The organism is Nonomuraea soli, from assembly GCF_013761175.1.
GTDB lineage: Bacteria > Actinomycetota > Actinomycetes > Streptosporangiales > Streptosporangiaceae > Nonomuraea > Nonomuraea soli.
On record NZ_JACDUR010000002.1, the window covers coordinates 103,060 to 120,482 of the forward strand.

General features: G+C 71.4%; 12 protein-coding genes. 8 read left to right on the top strand and 4 right to left on the bottom strand.

What is annotated here, in order from left to right; genetic code table 11:
• Positions 1-178: 178 nt before the first annotated feature.
• The 3 genes from HNR30_RS07875 to HNR30_RS07885 are packed head-to-tail and all read left to right on the top strand — an operon-like array spanning position 179 to position 4,490.
• Positions 179-1,990: a glycosyltransferase gene (locus tag HNR30_RS07875; RefSeq protein ID WP_181609088.1), complete on the top strand. Its 1,812-nt coding sequence runs from the start codon at positions 179-181 to the stop codon at positions 1,988-1,990.
• Entirely contained in the window at positions 1,987-3,546 is a 1,560-nt protein-coding gene (locus HNR30_RS07880; protein WP_181609089.1) for a glycosyltransferase family 39 protein, read from the top strand. Before HNR30_RS07875 ends, HNR30_RS07880 begins: the two co-directional genes overlap by 4 nt.
• Positions 3,546-4,490, top strand: coding sequence for a glycoside hydrolase family 6 protein (locus tag HNR30_RS07885; protein WP_181609090.1), 945 nt, complete (start codon positions 3,546-3,548; stop codon positions 4,488-4,490). The genes HNR30_RS07880 and HNR30_RS07885 overlap by 1 nt, the downstream gene beginning before the upstream one ends.
• 25 nt (positions 4,491-4,515) lie before the next feature.
• On the opposite strand, the gene HNR30_RS07890 is transcribed toward HNR30_RS07885, so the two are convergent.
• The 4 genes from HNR30_RS07890 to HNR30_RS49115 all read right to left on the bottom strand — a co-directional run bounded on the left by HNR30_RS07890 (position 4,516) and on the right by HNR30_RS49115 (position 9,930).
• Positions 4,516-4,788, bottom strand: a complete 273-nt coding sequence (locus HNR30_RS07890; RefSeq protein ID WP_181609091.1) for an acyl carrier protein — start codon at positions 4,786-4,788, stop codon at positions 4,516-4,518.
• The gene (locus HNR30_RS07895; protein WP_181609092.1) at positions 4,785-6,653 is read right to left on the bottom strand and encodes an HAD-IIIC family phosphatase; all 1,869 of its coding nucleotides are present in this window, start codon (positions 6,651-6,653) and stop codon (positions 4,785-4,787) included. The genes HNR30_RS07890 and HNR30_RS07895 overlap by 4 nt, the downstream gene beginning before the upstream one ends.
• A gap of 20 nt (positions 6,654-6,673) precedes the next feature.
• Positions 6,674-7,690: a 3-oxoacyl-[acyl-carrier-protein] synthase III C-terminal domain-containing protein gene (locus HNR30_RS07900; protein ID WP_181609093.1), complete on the bottom strand. Its 1,017-nt coding sequence runs from the start codon at positions 7,688-7,690 to the stop codon at positions 6,674-6,676.
• Between the two features lie 545 nt (positions 7,691-8,235).
• Complete coding sequence (locus HNR30_RS49115) at positions 8,236-9,930, bottom strand: serine/threonine-protein kinase (protein WP_181609094.1); 1,695 nt, start codon at positions 9,928-9,930, stop codon at positions 8,236-8,238.
• 73 nt (positions 9,931-10,003) lie between these two features.
• On the opposite strand from HNR30_RS49115, the gene HNR30_RS07910 reads away from it, so the two are divergent.
• The 5 genes from HNR30_RS07910 to HNR30_RS07930 all read left to right on the top strand — a co-directional run bounded on the left by HNR30_RS07910 (position 10,004) and on the right by HNR30_RS07930 (position 17,398).
• Positions 10,004-13,096, top strand: coding sequence for an AfsR/SARP family transcriptional regulator (locus tag HNR30_RS07910; protein ID WP_181609095.1), 3,093 nt, complete (start codon positions 10,004-10,006; stop codon positions 13,094-13,096).
• A 96-nt stretch (positions 13,097-13,192) separates the two neighbouring features.
• Positions 13,193-14,395, top strand: a complete 1,203-nt coding sequence (locus HNR30_RS07915) for an ROK family transcriptional regulator (RefSeq protein WP_181609096.1) — start codon at positions 13,193-13,195, stop codon at positions 14,393-14,395.
• Positions 14,392-15,333: a carbohydrate ABC transporter permease gene (locus HNR30_RS07920; RefSeq protein ID WP_181609097.1), complete on the top strand. Its 942-nt coding sequence runs from the start codon at positions 14,392-14,394 to the stop codon at positions 15,331-15,333. Before HNR30_RS07915 ends, HNR30_RS07920 begins: the two co-directional genes overlap by 4 nt.
• Positions 15,326-16,132: a carbohydrate ABC transporter permease gene (locus tag HNR30_RS07925; protein WP_181609098.1), complete on the top strand. Its 807-nt coding sequence runs from the start codon at positions 15,326-15,328 to the stop codon at positions 16,130-16,132. The genes HNR30_RS07920 and HNR30_RS07925 overlap by 8 nt, the downstream gene beginning before the upstream one ends.
• Positions 16,133-16,144: 12 nt before the next feature.
• Positions 16,145-17,398, top strand: a complete 1,254-nt coding sequence (locus tag HNR30_RS07930; RefSeq protein ID WP_181609099.1) for an ABC transporter substrate-binding protein — start codon at positions 16,145-16,147, stop codon at positions 17,396-17,398.
• Positions 17,399-17,423 lie beyond the last annotated feature (25 nt).

A 17,423-nucleotide genomic window follows, 5' to 3' on the forward strand; every position in this document is an offset into this window, starting at 1 on the left:
GATCGGGGGAAGCTGCTCACATATGAGCAACTGTTCATATGTGAGCAAGATTGGCACCGGATCAGTCGAGGCGCAAGTCGCCTGACTATGTGTAAGTTTCTTGGTCAATGTCTAGAGCGGTTCGCGGCGGGGTAGCGGAACCGGCTTCCGACGCTTCCTGCCGTGAGGAGCTTCCTCCGTGCGTGTCCCCGTGCGTCGCGAGCATGTGCTGTTCGCTTTCGTCGGCCTCTCCGTCGCCGTCCTCGGCCACCTGCTCCTGGCCCTGTTCATCCGCCAAGGCCTGCAGCCGGCCGTCGCGAACGTCCTGCAGTTCGCCATCACCCTCCAGATCAGCTTCGCCGCCAACTACGCGCTGACCTGGCATCCACGCGTGTCGGGCTCGGACGTGAGCCTGGGCACGAGATGGCGGCGCTACCAGCTCGCGCGCGGTGCCAGCGCCGTGCTGAACGCCGTCGCCTTCCCCTTCCTGGCACCCGCCGTCGGCACCGCCACGGCCTACTGGGGGCTGGTGGTGGCCTGCGCCGTGGTCAACTTCTGCTCCGACAAGTACTGGTCGTTCTCGCCACGGCGCCGCAGCACCCTGGCCCACCCGCGAGTGCTGCTCGGCGGGCTGGCCACCGTCCTGCTGGTACTGGCCTCGGCCATCTTCGCCGACTACTTCCTGATCGGCGTCTCGCTCTTCATGCTGCTGGTCTCCGGGACCACGGTGACGTTCCAGCTCTACAAGTGGTGGTGGCCCGAGCACAACGACCCCCACCGCTACGGCGACCCCGGCGAGCCGCGCCTGCCTGGCGTGATCCTGGTGCCGATGCGGTTCGAGGAAGCCGTCGCCGGCCACACCCTGGAACGGCTGGCCACCCTCGACCACCCCGGCTACACCGTGGTCGCGATCGTGGACCACGCCGACGACCCCGGCACCGCGGCCATCGCCCACGCCAAGGCACGCGAGCACCCGGGACGCATCCTGGTGTGCGCCTACCCCGAGGACACCGAGGTGCACAACAAACCCACCGCGCTCAACGCCGCCATGCGCATGCTCGAAGACCAGGGCGTCAGGTTCGAGTGGATCGGGGTCGCCGACGCCGAGGACCTGTTCCACCCGGGACTGCTGCGCATGGTCGACCACCGCTTCCGCGCCAGCGGCGCCGGCATCGTGCAGTGCGGCGTGCAGCTGATGAACTTCGGCTGCGCCCCGCACGCCGTGGCGGGCCGCGGATGGTGGCACGCGCACACCAGTGCCTGGTGGCGGGCGGCCAACTGCCTGGAGTACTTCAAATGGTTCCAGTCGCGGCTGAAGATGCAGGCCAGAATCGGCGTGATGCCCCTGGGAGGCAACACCGTCTTCTTCCGCCGCCAGCTGCTGGAGGACCTGCGCGAGCGATACGGCTCCTACTGGGACGAGGACTGCCTCACCGAGGACTGCAAGATCGGCATCGCCGCCTCCGTGCTGCGCTACCCGGTCGACGTGGTCTACGTCGACGAGATGGTGACCAGGGAGGAGACGCCGGAGAGCCTGCGCGCGCTGGTGCGCCAGCGGGTGCGCTGGATGCAGGGCTTCATCCAGGTCTTCCTCACCGGCGAGTGGCTGCGCCTGCCGACCAGGACCCAGCGGGTGCTGGCGGTGTACGTGCTCGGCTTCCAGTTCTTCCAGGCGTTCGTCGCCGTCCTGGCGCCGGTCGCGCTGCTCCTGGCGCTCCTGCACAAGGCGCCCGAGGCGATCACCCTGCTGGCGACCCTCCCGCTGGCGCTCACGCTGCTCAACTCGCTGCTCGACATCCAGCTGCTGGCGCAGTTCGGCCGCACCTTCGGGGAGAGGGTACGGCTGCGCGACTACGTCGGGCTGGTGCTGGGCGCCTGGCCGTACCAGCTGGCCCTGTCGTACGCGGCGTTGTGGGCGATGATCAGGCATCTGCGCCGCCGTACCGACTGGGTGAAGACCACCCACCAGGGCGCCCACCTCGACACGGACAGGGTGCTGGTGACGCGATGAGCATCATGCTGGAGAACACCGCGGAGATCCGCCAGCGGGTCTCGGCCAGGCACCGCCTGCTCGGCCTCGGCCGTGCCTGGCTCCGGCTGCACCGGCGCAGCCTGCTGCTGCTCGCGCCGGTGCTGGTGGTGGCGGGAACGATCCACGCGTGGGGCATGGCGACCTACCCGCGCTGGGTGGACGACCCGGGCACCTACCTGTCGCAGGCCTGGTCGGTGCAGTACCTGCTGGCCCTGTCGCCCTACTCCTACTTCTACGACCACACCCCGGCGGGCTGGCTGCAGATCGCCCTGTGGTCGGTGCTGACGAACGGGTTCAACCGCCACGACAGCGCCATCGACTTCGGCAACGAGTGCATGCTGATCGCCAAACTGGTGTCGTGCGCGCTGATCTTCGCGCTGGGCAGGCGCGCCGGGCTCAGCCGCGTCGGATCGGCGGCGGGCGCGCTCCTGCTCGCGCTCAGCCCGCTGGCCCTCACCTACACACGCTGGACCTTTCTCGACAACCTGGTCACCCCGTGGCTGCTGCTGGCCTTCGTCCTGGCCTACTCGCCACGCCGCACCATCGGCGCGGCCATGGGCGCCGCGGCCGCCTTCGCGATGGCGGCGCTGACCAAGGAGACCGCGCTGGTGCTGCTGCCCGCCTTCGCCTACGCGATGGCGCAGAACCTCGACCGGCGCAACCGGCCTCAGGTCATCGTCATGGCAGCCTTCGCCGGCATCCTGCTGATGGCGCTCTACCCGCTGTTCGCGATCTACAAGGGCGAGCTGCTGCCGGGACAGGGGCACAACAGCCTGCTGGAGACGGCGTACTGGCAACTGGCCGGCCGCCAGCCCTCGGGATCCGCGCTCGACCCCGGCAGCCCCGCCCGCTCCCTCGTCGACAGCTGGTTCGGGCTCGACCCCTACCTGCTGGTGGGCGGGCTCGTCGCGCTGCCGGCGGCGCTGGTCGCGCGCAGGTTGCGTCCCGCCGCGCTGGCCCTGGTCATCCAATGGCTGCTGCTGGTCAGGGGCGGCTACGTGCCGTACATGCACGTCATCACCCTGCTGCCGTGGAGCGCCCTGCTGCTCGCCGGCGCGGCCGAGCAGGTCGGCGGCACGCTCCGGCTGGCCATCGAACGGGCGCGCGGCGCGCGGCAGGCCGCGGCGGGGGCGTGCGCGGTGGCGCTGGCCGTCGTCTGGGCGCCCGCGTTGTGGCCGATGATGACCGTACGGGAACCCCCGCCGCTGCGCTCGGCCACCGCCTGGGTGGCCGACAACGTGCCGCGCGACAAGGTGCTCGTGGTGCACGACGCCATCTGGACCGACCTGGTGCACTACAAGGGCTTCTCGCCGCGCCCGATCATCGCCTACAAGCTCGACACCGACCCGGCGGTGGTCAGCGCCCTGGAACGCATCGACTACCTCGTGGTGCCGAACTGGTACTACGACAGCCCCGACGCCGCCCGCTACCCGACGCTGCTGGAGGCCCGCAAGCACGCGGTCGTGGAGATCGCCTTCGGCGCCGGCGACAACGGCGTGCGCGTCTACCGAGTCAGCGACTTCTGGAAACCCTGATGAGAATGCTGATCGTGGTCCTGCTGATCGTGCTCGCCGGATGCGCGCGGGCACCGGACACGACGCTGAAGCCGTGGCCGCCGCAGGTGGCCTACGCTCCGCTGCGCCATCCGTTCAAGGGCGCCGACCTCCATCGCGACACCGACAGTGCGGCCATGCGATACCGGCTGGCCAACGGCGCGGCATGGCTGGCGCCGATCACCGGGCGCCCGCAGGCACGCTGGATCAACGGCCCGGCCGACCTGGAACCGCTGCGCGCCGTCGCCGCGCAGGCACGCCTGCAAAGGACGCTGCCGGTGCTGGTCGCGTACTACCTGCCCCACCGCGGGTGCGCCAAGGACCAGGGCGCCCGCGGCGAGGCGGCCTACCAGCGCTACATCGGGCGCCTCATCAGGCTGCTCGGCGCCACCCACGCGGCGATCATCATGGAACCCGACGCCGTCGCCGCCGACTGCTTCACCCGCGAGCGGGGCACGCTGATCGCCGCGAGCGTGCGGCGCCTGGCCGAGGCGGGCCACCACGTCTACATCGACGCCGGGCACAGCGCCTGGCGCACCACGGGCGAGACGGCCGAGCGCCTGCTGGCCTCGGGCATCCAGCACGCCGAGGGATTCGCGGTCAACGTCTCCAACCGGCAGACCACCGACGACAGCTACCGGTGGGGCAGGGAGCTGTCCAGCCTCGTCGGCGGGCGCGAGTTCGTCATCGACACCTCGCGCAACGGGCTGGGGCCGCCGCCGGAGAACGAGTGGTGCAATCCGCGCCGCCAGGCGCTCGGGCAGGAGCCGACGACCGAGGTGGTGGCGCCGGGGCTGGCCGCGCTGCTGTGGATCAAGCGGCCGGGGGAGTCGGACGGTATCTGCGGCGGTGAGGACACCTACCTGTTCTCGCCCCGGCAGGCGCGGCTGCTCATCGACAACGCGGAGTCCTCCGGGGTGCGGTGAGCTCCTGGCGCCGGCGAATCGTCCGTCAGCTCGCGCCCAGGTGCTCGGTGAGCGTCGCCCGCACCAGCTCGATGAGGTCACCGGCGGTGAGCTGGTGGTGGAGGGCCTGCAGGTCGATCTCGACGCCGAACGCGCCCTCGAGGGCGACCAGAGCCTCCAGAATGGCCACGCTGTCCCAGTCGTAGGCACCCAGCAGCGGCTCCTCGACCAGCGCGTCCGGCGTGGTCTCCAGGACGCCGCTGAGGATCTCGACAACGGTGGTGGCGGTGGCGTCCATGTGGAACGAGGTCGTGGTCATAGGGAGTTCTCCTGATCATCGGTAGAGGGAAGGGCAATCCAGGCGGGGGCGACCGGCGGACGGCCGGCGAGTTCGACGGAGAAGGTCCGGGTGCCGTCCTCCTCCTCGGAGAGCGGCGTCATACCGGCCCGCTCCCACGTGTCGGCCGCGACCGAGTTCTTGGCCGACAGCACGAACGAGGCGACGACCCGGGCGGCGCCCGCCTCCGCCGCACGATCGAACAGCCAGTCCGTGATCGCAAGCTCCACTCCACGACCCAGGACCCGGCAGCTCAGCACCAGGTTGAGCACCCGCCACTCGTGCGCCTCGCACGCCATCCAGGCGGCACCGACGATGCCCTCGTCGCCGAACCGGTCGGACACCGAGAACGAGGCGACCAGGTGGTCGGCGGAGTCGAGCATCTCGCCCGTCGCGATCTCGTCGAATCGCACGCCGGTGAGGTTGAACTGGTTGGTGCGGGCGGCCAGCTGGGCGATGCGAGCCGTGGTGAAGGGCGTGGCCAGGGCGGGGGTCAGGGTGATGCCGAGGGCCCGGAGGTAGTCCTCCGAGGAGCTGAACGCCCCCGAGTAGTCCTTTCGCAGGGCCCGCGACCTGTAGAGGTCGGCCCTCTGGTGGTCGGTCGCCGTCAGCTCCGGCACGTCGAACCAGCCCTGCTGCAGCAGCCGCTCGATCAGGTGAGCCGGATCGCCGTCGGCGGGAACCACCGCCACCTGGGGCAGTTCGGAGGCGACGTGCTCCCGCTCGTACGGGGAGTCGTCCATGAAGACGAAGGAATCGATGCCCAGTCCCAGGGAGTCGGCGGCCCGGCTGAGATTGCCCGCCTTCGGGTCCCAGTTCGCGGCCAGCACCGAGAACGTGTCAGGCCGCAGCACGGCGTCCGGATGGCCGCAGAGCATCTCCTCGACCAGGGAGGCGTCGTTCTTGCTGGCCAGGACCAGCACCACGCCCTGCTCGCGCAGGCCGCAGGCCGTCTGCTGCAGCTCCTTGTAGGCCTTGCCGGGGTAAAGGCCGCCCAGCTTCACCCCATGGGCGCCGTCCTCGCCGAGGACCCCGCCCCACAGCGTGTTGTCCGCGTCCAGGGCCAGGACCTTGCGCGACAGCCCGCACTGCGCCTGGAGCACGCGGCGCGTCTCCTGAGCGAGAAGCAGCAGGGCGGCGTCGGTGTACGGCAGGTCGGCGTACGAGTGCAGCCGCCGGTCCCGGGCGGTCGCCGCCTCCAGAGCCAGCAGCCCCGCCAGATCCGCGACGGCCAGTTGCGGCTCCGTTGCCGCCAGCCCCAGCAGGTCGGCGTTGAGCCGGTGCCACGCCTGCGCCAGCAGAGCCCGATCGCGGACCGCGATGAAGGAGTCCCGTACCGAGCGGGACAGCGGCACGGTGTTCAGGATCAGGGTGGCGGAGGTGCGCTCGGCCGCTCCGGCGAGCAGCCCGCACAGCTCGTCCAGCCTGGTCTCGATGTGGGCGACGACCTCCTTGACCGGCATGCCCTGGGGGACGGCCGGCAGGAAGAACTCCTGCGAGAGCATGCACAACACCGCGTCGGGCCGCTCCTCCTGGAAGGCGCCGACGGCCAGCTCCATCTCGAACCGGCCGTACTCTCCCACCTGGATGCGCGGGGCCAGCCCGGACGAGACCAGGGTGGCGCGAAGCAGGTCGGGCAGGGCGCCCAGGGTCCCGGTGCCCAGAACCGAGAGCCGGACGGCCCGCAGGCCGGAGGCTTCCGGATCCAGGGACCTCAGCGCCGCGCCCACCCGGCGCAACAGGGTGGGATCCCTTTCGACGGCAAGGGCCAGCCGCACGGCGGGATCCGGCGCCCGGCCCCCTGCCACCGCGGAGCGGACCGCCTCGATCAACTGAGTGGCGTTCATGATGGTGTCCTCGCCACCCATCAGATCCGGACGAGGGAGCAGTGCCAGCGCATGCCGCTGGCGATGCCGCACAACGCCACCAGGTCGCCCTTGCCGACCTCACCACGCTCCAGGTGCTCGCCGAGCGAGATCAGCTGGTCGGCGACGCCCATGTGCCCGTGAAGGGCGGACAGCGCGGCGTTGGTGCGCTCGACCGGGATCTGCAGGGCGTTGGCCATCGCCTGCATGGAGGACTGGTTGTCGTTGATGTAGATCACCCGGGCCAGGTCGGCGCGCTTGACGCCGGCCCGGCGGCAGGCGTCGTCGACGACCTGCACCACACGCTCCTCCAGAACGCCCACGAAGGCCACCAGCCGCTTGGGGTTGCGGCCGAAATGGTTCTGCACGCGCAGCATGCCGTTCGGCGCGGTCCTGCTGTCCCAGCCCGCCGGGGGGAGCGGGGCGACGCTTCCGCCGTATTCACTGCGGAAGAAGTCGCACAGATCGGGGTCGGTGATCTGCGAGGTGGCCAGCCAGCGGTTGCCTTCGTGGCCACGCTTGAGAATCACCGCCACAGCCGCGTCGCTGTGCACCGAATCGTTGACGGTCATGCGGTTGCGATGGAACTCGCTCGTACGGTGCACCGCGACGAAGAGGATGTTGTCCAGCTCCGGCTGAACGGCCAGCTGACCGGCGATCAACCCCAGGCCCGTGACACCCGACGCGCAGCCCTCGCTCAACAGGAGCGTCTGGATCGGCGGAGTACGCAGCTCACGGGCCAGCGCCGCCGAGGAGTCCCAGTGCGGGTACTCCGGCTGATCCGAGTAGGCGTACACGACCATGCCCAGCTCGTCCGCCGTCATGCCCGCCCGCTTGAGCGCATCCTCGGCCGCCTGCGCGGCGAGCTGGACGGCGTGAACATCCTTGGGCGCGCGGTGGAAGCTGGTGTAGCCCCACCTCATAATGCGCGCCGGGTCCGGCACATAGTCGGCCGCGACAGACGCGACCTCCTGCGTCTCACCGAATGCGTAGCCGAATTCGGCTATTCCGAAACTCATGGGACTCTCCTTCTCTGGGACGAGTGCTGTGAGAGTGCGCAATTGGCGATCATGGCGGGTCGGCGCGGTCGCCCAGGCGGCGAAGCTCCCTACCTCGAAGAGCGGATCCAGGCGTTCACGAACGGTGTGCCTGCCCTCGGCATGCCGTCCCTCGGCGGCCCGCCGCCTGTCATCCCCGTGTGCCTGACCTTTGATCATTCCGAGTCCGGCGATTCTTCCCCGTAAGGTCAGAGCAGTTTTCCAGCTGTGTTCCGTGGTCAGAGTCACGTCGCCGCATTTCCTCTCGGCAATAATGCAAGGAAGCCGATGAACTCAACGCGCCTGCTCTTTTCAGTTCCTCATTCCAACCCACGGGGTTGTGCGTTAGCTACTGCGATCGGCCCCTAAATGCCAGGCTTAATCGCTCCTACGGGCGCCCCTATCCCGCCCCGATAGGCGGTTCGCCCACTCCCGCAGTGAGGAGGGGATCGGCTGGGGTGGGTGCACGCTCGCCATGGCAGCCTGAGCCGCCCGCCAAGCCGGTGATCGGGTTTCTGGCCGCAGCGCTAGCCCTTGCGGCCCTTGCCCTTGCCGTTGCCGTGTCCCTGGGCGTGGCCCCAGGCCTTGCCGTTGGGGGCCTTGACCTTGGGCGTCTTGACCTTGGGTGTCGTGACCTTGGGCATCGTGACCTTGGGTGTTTTGGCCTTGGGGTGCTTGACCGTGGTCGTGCCGCCCGTCGACCGGACCGTCCTGTCGGGGGTGGCCTCCGACCTGCGCACGGGGTCCAGCCGACGTACGCCGGGGTCCACCTCGGCGACCGCCGCCGGCGGCGGGTCTGAGGGGCGCACGGCCATCGGTCCGTGCGCGGCCCGGTCGTCGGACATCACCGCGGCGGCGGCGAACGCGGCGGCGAGGATCAGGATCGTCGCCGCCACATGCAGCGCCCGCCCCCGCGACCGCCCACCCCGCGACCTCCCACCCCGCGCAGGGACCGGCGCCGAAGCGGGCGCGGTCACGCCGGCTCCATCGCCCCCGGCTCCGGCGCCCCTGGAGTCGGTGGCGTCGGTTCCGGTGCCTCTGCGTCCGGTGGCCCGAGGTGCGGTGGCTCCGGTCCCGGCCGCCCCGGCGCCGGCGCTCCCGGCTCCGGTGGCCCTGGGGTCGGTGGCCCGGGGCCCGGTGGCTCCGGTTCCGGCCGCCCCGGCCCCGGCGCTCCCGGCCCCGGTGCTCCCGGCTCCGGTGACGTCGGCTTCGGGCTCGCCTGATCCGGGGAGGCCCGTGTCGATCATGCCCGTTTCGATCAGGGCCGCCGCGGCCGGATCGGTCACGGCCGGGCCGGTTCCGATCACGGCCGGGTCGTTCCCGGTGGCGGCCCCAGCCGTCCCGGCAGCGGTCCCGGCGGCGGTCCCGCCAGCGGTCTCGGCGGTCCCGGTGGTGGCGGTCCCGGTGGCGATCCCGGTAACGCCCGGTTCCTGCCAGCGGATCCTGGCCCGTAGCAGCAGGTCGCGCGTCTCGGCGAGGTCCGGCCGGGCGGCCGGTTGCTTGCGGAGCAGGGCCGTGATGGCCTCCTCCAGCTCGCCCGCCCGCCGGCACGGCAGCGGCGGATCGTGCACCACGGCGACCAGGGTGGCCATCCCGTTGGCCCGCGCGAACGGCTGCCTGCCCTCCACGGCCGTGTAGAGGGTGGCGCCCAGCGACCACAGGTCGCCGGCAGGCCCGGAGGCGGCGCCGGTGGCTCGTTCGGGGGCGATGAAGGCGGGTGTGCCGAGCACCACGTCGGTCTGCGTCAGCTCGCCGTCGTCGCCCAGGGAGGCGGCGATGCCGAAGTCGGTCAGCACCGCCCCTCCGCCCTCGGGCAGCAGGATGTTGTCGGGCTTGACGTCCCTGTGCACGATGCCCGCCTCGTGCGCGGCCTGGAGCGCGGCCAGCACGTCGAGGCCGACCGCGGCGACCCTGCTGGGCGGCAGCGGGCCGTCTTCGGCGATGACCCGCCCGAGCGTGCGCGCGTGGATCAGCCGCATGACGATCCACAGCCGTTCGGCCTCGCGCACCATGTCGTAGACGGCGGCGATGTTCGGGTGGTCGAGCCGGGCGGCCAGCCGGGCCTCCCGCTCGGTCCTGCGAAGGCGGACGGCGCTGCCGGCGACCTCCTTGATCGCCACCTCGCGGTCGAGGAGCTCGTCGTGAGCGTGCCACACGGTCCCCATCCCGCCACGACCCAGCTCGGACATCAGGCGGTAGCGCCCCGCGAGCATCTGTGACATGCGGCCTCCGCTACCCGGGGACGTGGCGTCCATGCGGGTGGCGGCCGGTGGGAGGTTCTGGCACGCTGCCCCTGTGCGAATTGCCGTCCTTGGTCCGGTTGAGGCGCAAGCGGACGACACGACGCCCGTCGACGTCTCAGCGGGGCGGTTACGCACGCTGCTGGCCCGGCTGGCTCTGGCGGGCGGGCGTCCGGTCTCGGCCGAGACCCTGATCGACGACCTGTGGGACGACGATCCGCCGGGTGGCGCGGGGGCCGCGCTTCAGGGGCTGGTCTCGCGGCTGCGCAAGGTCCTGGGCGGGGCCGGGAGCGTGGAACTGGTGGCGGCCGGCTACCGGCTGCCGATCGGCGACGGCGACGTCGACGCCCGCCGTTTCGAGGAGCTGGCCGCCAAGGGCAGGCGCGAGCTGGCCGCGGGCCGCTGCGGCGAGGCCCTGGCGTTGCTCGACGCGGCCCTGGCCCTGTGGCGCGGGAGGGCGCTGGCCGACGTGCCGGCCGCCTTCGCCCGCAACGCCGCCACCAAGCTGGAGCAGGAGCGGCTCGCGGCGGCGGAGGACAGGTTCGAGGCGAAGCTGCGGCTGGGACGGCACGCCGAGATGCTGGCCGACCTCGGCGCGACGGCCGCGGAGCACCCGTTGCGCGAGCGCCTGGCCGAGCTGTTGATGCGGGCGCTGGCGGCGGCGGGACGGCAGTCGGAGGCGCTGGCGGCGTTCGAGGAGATCCGCGCAAGGCTCGGCGACGAGCTCGGCGTCGACCCGTCGTCCGATCTGCGGGCGACGCATCTGGCGCTGCTGCGCGGCGAGCTGGACCGCCCCGCGACGGTCGGCGCGGCCGCCCATGCCAACCGGCTGCCCGCCCGGCTGACCAGCTTCGTCGGCAGGAAACGCGAGCTCGGCCAGATCGGCAGGCTGCTGGCGGACTCGCGGCTGGTGACCGTCGTGGGTCCCGGCGGCGCGGGCAAGACCAGGCTGGCTCTGGAGGCCGCCGACCGCGAGCCCAGGCGGGTGTGGTTCGTGCAGCTGGCGGGCGTGCCCGGCTCCGCCTCGCTCGCCGAGGCGGTCCTCGGCATCCTGGCCACGACGTACGGCGACGCGGAGTCGGGCCGGAGCGAGCCCGTCGCCCGCCTCGCGGAACGGCTCGACGCGGGCGACGCGGTACTCGTGCTCGACAACTGCGAGCACGTGGTCGAGGCCGCCGCCGAGCTGGCCGAGCGGCTGCTGACCCGGCTGCCGCAGCTGAGAATCCTGGCCACCAGCCGCGAGCCCCTGGCGATCACCGGCGAGACGTTGTGCCATCTCGGCCCGCTGGAGCTGCCCTCCGACGAGGTGGTCGATACCGACGCGGTCCGCCTGTTCCTCGACCGTGCCACGAGCGTGCGGCCGGAGTTCGTGCTGGACGGTTCCACCACCCCGGCCGTGGTGGAGATCTGCCGCAGGCTGGACGGCATGCCGCTGGCCCTGGAGCTGGCGGCGGCGCGGTTGCGGGCAATGCGGGTGGAGGAGATCGCGCGGCGTCTTGACGACAGGTTCCGGCTGCTGACCTCGGGGAGCAGGACCGCGCTTCCGCGCCAGCGCACCCTGCTGGCCGTGGTGGAGTGGAGCTGGGATCTGCTGGGCGAGCCGGAGCGGGTCCTGGCGCGCAGGCTGTCGGCCTTTCCCGGCGGGGCGCGCCTCGAGGCGCTGGAGGCGGTGTGCGCCGACGGCTGCCTGCCTTCCTCCGACGTCGTCGACGTGATCGGCTCCCTGGTGGAGAAGTCGATCGTGCAGCAGTCCGGCGACCGCTACCAGATGCTGGAGACGATCCGCGCCTACGCGGCCGCGCGGCTGGCGGAGGCCGAGGAGGAGACGCCCGCGCGTTTCTCCGCCTACTTCCTGGCGCTGGCGGAGGAGCACGAGCCGCTGCTGCGGACCGGCGACCAGTTGCGCGCCATCGCGCTGTTCGACGCCGAGCACGACAACCTGGCGTTCGGCCTGCGCGCCGCGCTCGACACGGCCGACGTCCCGGCGGCGACGCGGTTCGTCAGGGCGATGCTGTGGTACTGGGGGCTCAAGGGTATGACGGCCCAGTTCAGTTCCTCGATCACCGAGGTGCTCAGGTTCGGCGAGGCGCTGCCCGTCCAGGTGCACGCCGCTTTCAGCGTGGCGCTGGGCGTGGGCGGCGAGCTGCGGGAGCTCGGCGACGACGACGCCGCGCCGCTGACCCAGACCTTCCACCCGGCGCTGCCGATGTTCCACATGGCCAGGCTGGCCCGCCGGGAGGACCAGGAACGTCACCTGACCGAGGCGATGCGCTCGCCTGACCTCTGGGTCAAGGCCAGCACCCTCATCGCCCTGGACGAGATCCGCGTCAACCAGGGCGACCCCTGGTCGGGGGTCGAGGACCGGCGCGAGGCGCTGCGCCTGTTCGAGGCGGTGGGTGACCGGTGGGGGATGGTGATGTGCCTGATGCGCATCAGCAGCGAGCACTCCCTGCGCGGGGAGCACCTGGAGTCGCTGGCCGCGGCCGAGCGCGCCGTCGTGGCCGCGGCCGAGCTGGGCACCGAGATGCACCAGCTCTGGAGCAGGCTCAGGCTCGCGCGGGCGCGGATGAACTGCGGCGATCTGGAGGGGGCGCTGAGCGACCTGCACGCCGCGTTGCGGCAGGCCAGGGAGCGCGGGCACCGCCGTACGGAGACCAACCTGTGGGCGTGGGTGTCGATCGCGCATCGCCTGGGCGGCGACGTGGCCGAGGCCGAGGCGGATCTGGACCGCATGGAGGCGCTGGCCGCGAGGCTGCCGTCGTTCGAGGGCCTGCCCAGCGACGCGGTCGCGGGATTTCGCATGTGCAACAGGCTCGTGCTGGGCCAGGCGCAGGCCGCGCGGGCGCTGCTGCCGCAGGTGGTGCCGCCGCTGTTCGCCCAGGCCCAGGCGAACGGCCTGGGCTGGGGGGCGGAACTCGTCGCGTGGCTGCTGCGACTGGAGGGCGACCCCGCCGGAGCGGCGACCTGGCTGGGCGTGAGCGAGGTCGTCCGAGGCGCGCTTGCCCAGGGCGATCCGGAGGTGCGGGCCCTGGTGGAGGCCCTGCGCGAGGACCTCGGGGAGGACGGCTACCGCAAGGCCTTCCGGCTGGGCGCCGCCCTGACGCGGCAGGAGGCCCTGGACCGGCTGTCAGCCGAGGCGCGCCGCTAGGTTTCGGAACGATGTCGGAGTCTTGACAACGGGCGAAGCCGGGTCGCATATTTTCACCACTAACTTTATTTTCGAAGAAAGCCTGGTTACCCCCTGATGGCAGGCACTGACCGCGGCGACCTGACCAGGACGGCGATCCTCGCTCTCCTGGGCACGCTCGGACCGCTCAGCCGTACCGACATCGCCCGCGAGCTCGACCTCAGCCCCGCCAGCGTCACCCAGCTCACCCGCGAGCTGATCGGCGCGGGCATGCTGGAGGAGCTCGACCTCAAGCCCTCGCGCGGCGGCCGTCCCGCCCAACTGCTCGGGCTGATCGGCGCGGCGGGCCGCGCCCTCGGCGTCAAGGTGACCGCCGACCACCTCGTGCTGGTCGACGTGCGCCTCGACGGCGTGGTCCTCGGCTCGTGGGAGCGCCCCTTCGACCCGGCCTCGCCGCATTCGCTCGACGAGCTGGCCGCGGCGGTGGAGACGACGCTCGACTCGCTCAGCGACGGGCCGCCCCTGCTCGGCGTCGGCGTCGGGGTGCCCGGAGCCGTCGATGACCAGGCGGTCGGCACCGTCAACGCGCCCACGCTCGGCTGGCAGGGCATGCCGGTCGGCGAGCGGCTGCGCCGCAGGCTCAAGCTGCCCGTCCTGGTCGAGAACGACGTCAACGCGCTGGCGGCGGCCGAGCGGCTGTACGGCAGGGGCCGTACGCACCGCGACTTCCTGGTGCTCACCATCGGGCGCGGCGTCGGCGCCGCGATCGTCACCGACGGGCGCGTGTACCGGGGGGCGCGCGGCGGCGCGGGCGAGTTCGGGCACGTGCCGGTGGCAGAGGACGGCCCGCCCTGCGGATGCGGCTCCTACGGCTGCCTGGAGGCCTTCGTAGGCGCGTCGGGGCTGCTGTCGGCCGCCGCGGCCAAGAACCTGGGCGCGGCCGGGCCGGCGTCGGTCGACGAGCTGGGCAGGGCGGCCACCGAGGGGTCGCGCAAGGCGCTCGACGTCTTCGCCGAGGCGGGAGCGATCCTGGGCCGCGCCGCCGCCGGGCTGATCAACGTGGTCGACCCCGAGGTGGTGGTCGTGCTCGGCGAGGGAGTGTCGCACTGGCCGTTCTGGCAGCCGGGCTTCGACCGCGCCGTGCGCGCCCAGCTCATGCCGGGCAGGCGCGACATCTCCATCGAGGTCGAGGGCTGGGACGAGACGAGCTGGGCGCAGGGCGCTGCGGCGCTGGTGCTGGCCACCCCCTTCGACGCCGCCGGGGCCGCCGGGGAGCAGGGCAGGCTGGTGCGCGCCCGGCTGATCGGGGCCCAGTCATGAGCCTGGCCACCGAGCAGGCGCCGCCGCAGGTCAGGCGGCACGCCGCGCCGCCCCGCCGTACGGCCGGACAGCGCTGGCGGTACGCGGGCACCGTCGCGATCTTCCTGCTGCCCAGCCTGATCCCGCTCACCCTGTTCACCCTCGTCCCGATGGCCGGGTCGCTGTGGGTGAGCCTGCACGAGTGGGACCTGCTGCAGCCGATGCGGTGGGTGGGCCTGGCCAACTACGTCGAACTGCTGGGCGAGGAGGAGACCAGGGCCGCCTTCCTGCACACCCTGTACTTCATCGCCGGCTACCTGCCGCTGGTGTACGCCGGCGGGCTGGGCCTGGCCATGCTGCTCAACCGGGCGATGAAGGGCCGCAACCTCTTCCGCGCCGTCTACTTCCTGCCGGTGATCACCAGCTGGGTGGTCGTGGCGCTGATGTGGAAGTGGCTGCTCAACCCGGCCAGCGGCATCGTCAACTGGGCGCTGGGCCTGCTGGGGATCGACGGGCCCGGCTGGTGGACCGATCCGACCTGGGCGATGCCCTCGATCATCCTCGCCTCGGCGTGGAAGGACCTCGGCTTCGTCATGATCATCCTGCTGGCGGGGCTGCAGGCCATCCCGGGGGAGTACCACGAGGCGGCCCGCGTCGACGGCGCCTCGGCCTGGCAGCGTTTCCGCAGCATCACGCTGCCGCTGCTGTCGCCCTCGACGTTCTTCGTCGTGGTGATCTCGCTCATCAACGGCTTCCAGGTCTTCGACCAGGTGCATGTCATGACCGGCGGCGGCCCGGGGGGCGCCACCCAGGTCGCGGTCGAGCAGGTCTACAAGATGACCTTCGAGTACGGCCGGGCCGGAGCGGCCTCGGCGTTGTCGTGGCTGCTGTTCGCCGTGGTGCTGCTGGTCACGCTCGTCCAGGTCCGCGGCCAGCGCAGGTGGGTGAACTATGGCTAAGGCGTTGAAGTACCTGGTGGTCGTGGCGGGCGCGCTGGTGATGCTCTTCCCGTTCGCGTGGGCGGTCATCACCTCGCTGACCCCCGACGGCGCGGTGCTCGCCTCCCCGCCCGACTTCACCCCGGAGGGCGCCGGGCTCGGCGCCTACGAGCGGCTGCTGGAGGCGATGCCCTTCTGGCGGATCCTGGCCAACAGCCTCTGGATCGGCCTGGCCTCGACCGCCCTGCAGCTGATCACCAGCGCGATGGCGGCCTACGCCTTCGCCCGCCTGCCCTTCCCGGGACGGGGCGCGCTGTTCGCCGTCTACCTGGCGACGCTGATGGTGCCGCTGCAGGTGCTGATCGTGCCGCTGTTCATCGAGATGCGCACCTTCCAGCTGACCGACACCTACTTCGCCGTGCTGGCGCCGACCGTCGCCTCGGCGTTCGGGGTGTTCCTGCTGCGGCAGGCCATCCAGCAGGTGCCCAGGGAGTTCGACGAGGCCGCCGTGCTCGACGGCGCCGGCCACCTGCGGATCTTCGCCTTCGTGGTGCTGCCGCTGATCAGGCCGGCGCTGGCCACCTTCGCCATCTTCGCCTTCATGGCCAGCTGGAACAGCTACCTGTGGCCGCTGGTGATCCTGCGCTCGCCGGAGTTCTTCACCCTGCCGCTCGGCCTGGCCGAGCTGCACGGCCGCTTCACCACCGAATGGAACGTCGTCATGGCCGGCTCGGTCGTCAGCGTCGTGCCGATCCTCATCCTCTACCTCTTCGCCCAGAAACACGTCATCGCCTCCGTCGCCCAGTCCGGCCTCAAGTAAGGACCACCCCCCATGAAGAAGACCATCGCGCTCCTGGCGCTCGCCGTGCTGGCCACCGCCTGCTCCCAGGGTTCCGCCACCCGCGACACCACCCCGGCCGAGGGCGGCAAGGTGACGCTGCGCTACTTCACCTTCTCCGCCGCCCCCGACCACGAGAAGGACCTCGACAAGATCGTCCAGGCTTTCGAGAAGGAGAACCCGAAGGTCGACGTGGTCGTCGAGACCGCCCCGTACGACCAGTACTTCACCAAGCTGCAGACCAGCATCGCCGGCGGCACCGCGCCCGACACCTTCGAGCTCAACTACGAGAACTTCGTCACCTACGCCAGCGCCGGCTCGCTGCTCGACCTCGGCACGGTCGCCGGCGACACCGCGCCGACCGGCTTCGCCGAGGAGTCGCTCAACTCCTTCAAGCACGCGGGCAAGCAGTTCGCGCTGCCCGCCTCGTTCTCGACCGTCGTGCTGTTCTACAACAAGGAGCTGTTCGAGAAGGCCGGCGTGGCGCTGCCCACCGCCGACTGGACCTGGGCCGACGAGCAGGCCGCCGCCGAGAAGCTGACCGACAAGAAGGCCAAGGTCTACGGCGACTTCCAGCCTGTGCAGTTCTTCGAGTTCTACAAGGCGCTCAAGCAGGCGGGCGGGACGTTCCTGTCCGACGACGGCAAGAAGTCGACCTTCAACAGCCCGGAGGGCGTCAAAGCGGCGACCTGGCTGGTGTCGAAGGTCGGCAAGACCATGCCGACCGAGGCGGAGATCGGCGGCACCGCCGACTACGACACCAACCTGTTCAAGTCCGGCAAGCTCGCCATGTGGCACAACGGCATCTGGCAGTTCGCGGGCCTGAAGGACGTGCCATTCGAGTGGGACGTCGTCGTCGAGCCCGGTGACGCGACCAAGGCCAGCGCGGTCTTCCACAACTCGGTGGCCGCCTCCGCCGGCACCAAGCACGGCAAGGAGGCCTACGCCTGGGCGAAGTTCCTCGCGTCGTCGAACGTCGCGGCCACCACCCGCATCGAGTCGTCGTGGGAGCTGCCGCCCGTCTCCGACCAGGCCGTGCTCGACGGCTACCTGAAGGACCCCAAGCCGGCCAACCGCCAGGCGGTCTTCGACTCGCTCAAGTCGATCGCGCTGCCGCCGGTCATCAAGCGCCAGCAGGAGATGCAGGACGCCGTGACCCAGGAGCTCGGCAACGCCGCCGCCGGCCGCGCCACCGTGCAGGAAGCGCTGACCGCGGCTGCGGCCAAGGTCGACGCGCTGCTCGGCTGAACCCCCACCACTCAGGAGAACTGAC

Coding starts and splice junctions, on each gene's coding strand:
- HNR30_RS07920 (WP_181609097.1), top strand. CDS start 14,392: ATGAGCCTGGCCACCGAGCAGGCGCCGCCGCAGGTCAGGCGGCACGCC.
- HNR30_RS07880 (WP_181609089.1), top strand. CDS start 1,987: ATGAGCATCATGCTGGAGAACACCGCGGAGATCCGCCAGCGGGTCTCG.
- HNR30_RS07895 (WP_181609092.1), bottom strand. CDS start 6,653: ATGAACGCCACTCAGTTGATCGAGGCGGTCCGCTCCGCGGTGGCAGGG.
- HNR30_RS07925 (WP_181609098.1), top strand. CDS start 15,326: ATGGCTAAGGCGTTGAAGTACCTGGTGGTCGTGGCGGGCGCGCTGGTG.
- HNR30_RS07885 (WP_181609090.1), top strand. CDS start 3,546: ATGAGAATGCTGATCGTGGTCCTGCTGATCGTGCTCGCCGGATGCGCG.
- HNR30_RS49115 (WP_181609094.1), bottom strand. CDS start 9,930: ATGTCACAGATGCTCGCGGGGCGCTACCGCCTGATGTCCGAGCTGGGT.
- HNR30_RS07900 (WP_181609093.1), bottom strand. CDS start 7,690: ATGAGTTTCGGAATAGCCGAATTCGGCTACGCATTCGGTGAGACGCAG.
- HNR30_RS07930 (WP_181609099.1), top strand. CDS start 16,145: ATGAAGAAGACCATCGCGCTCCTGGCGCTCGCCGTGCTGGCCACCGCC.
- HNR30_RS07890 (WP_181609091.1), bottom strand. CDS start 4,788: ATGACCACGACCTCGTTCCACATGGACGCCACCGCCACCACCGTTGTC.
- HNR30_RS07915 (WP_181609096.1), top strand. CDS start 13,193: ATGGCAGGCACTGACCGCGGCGACCTGACCAGGACGGCGATCCTCGCT.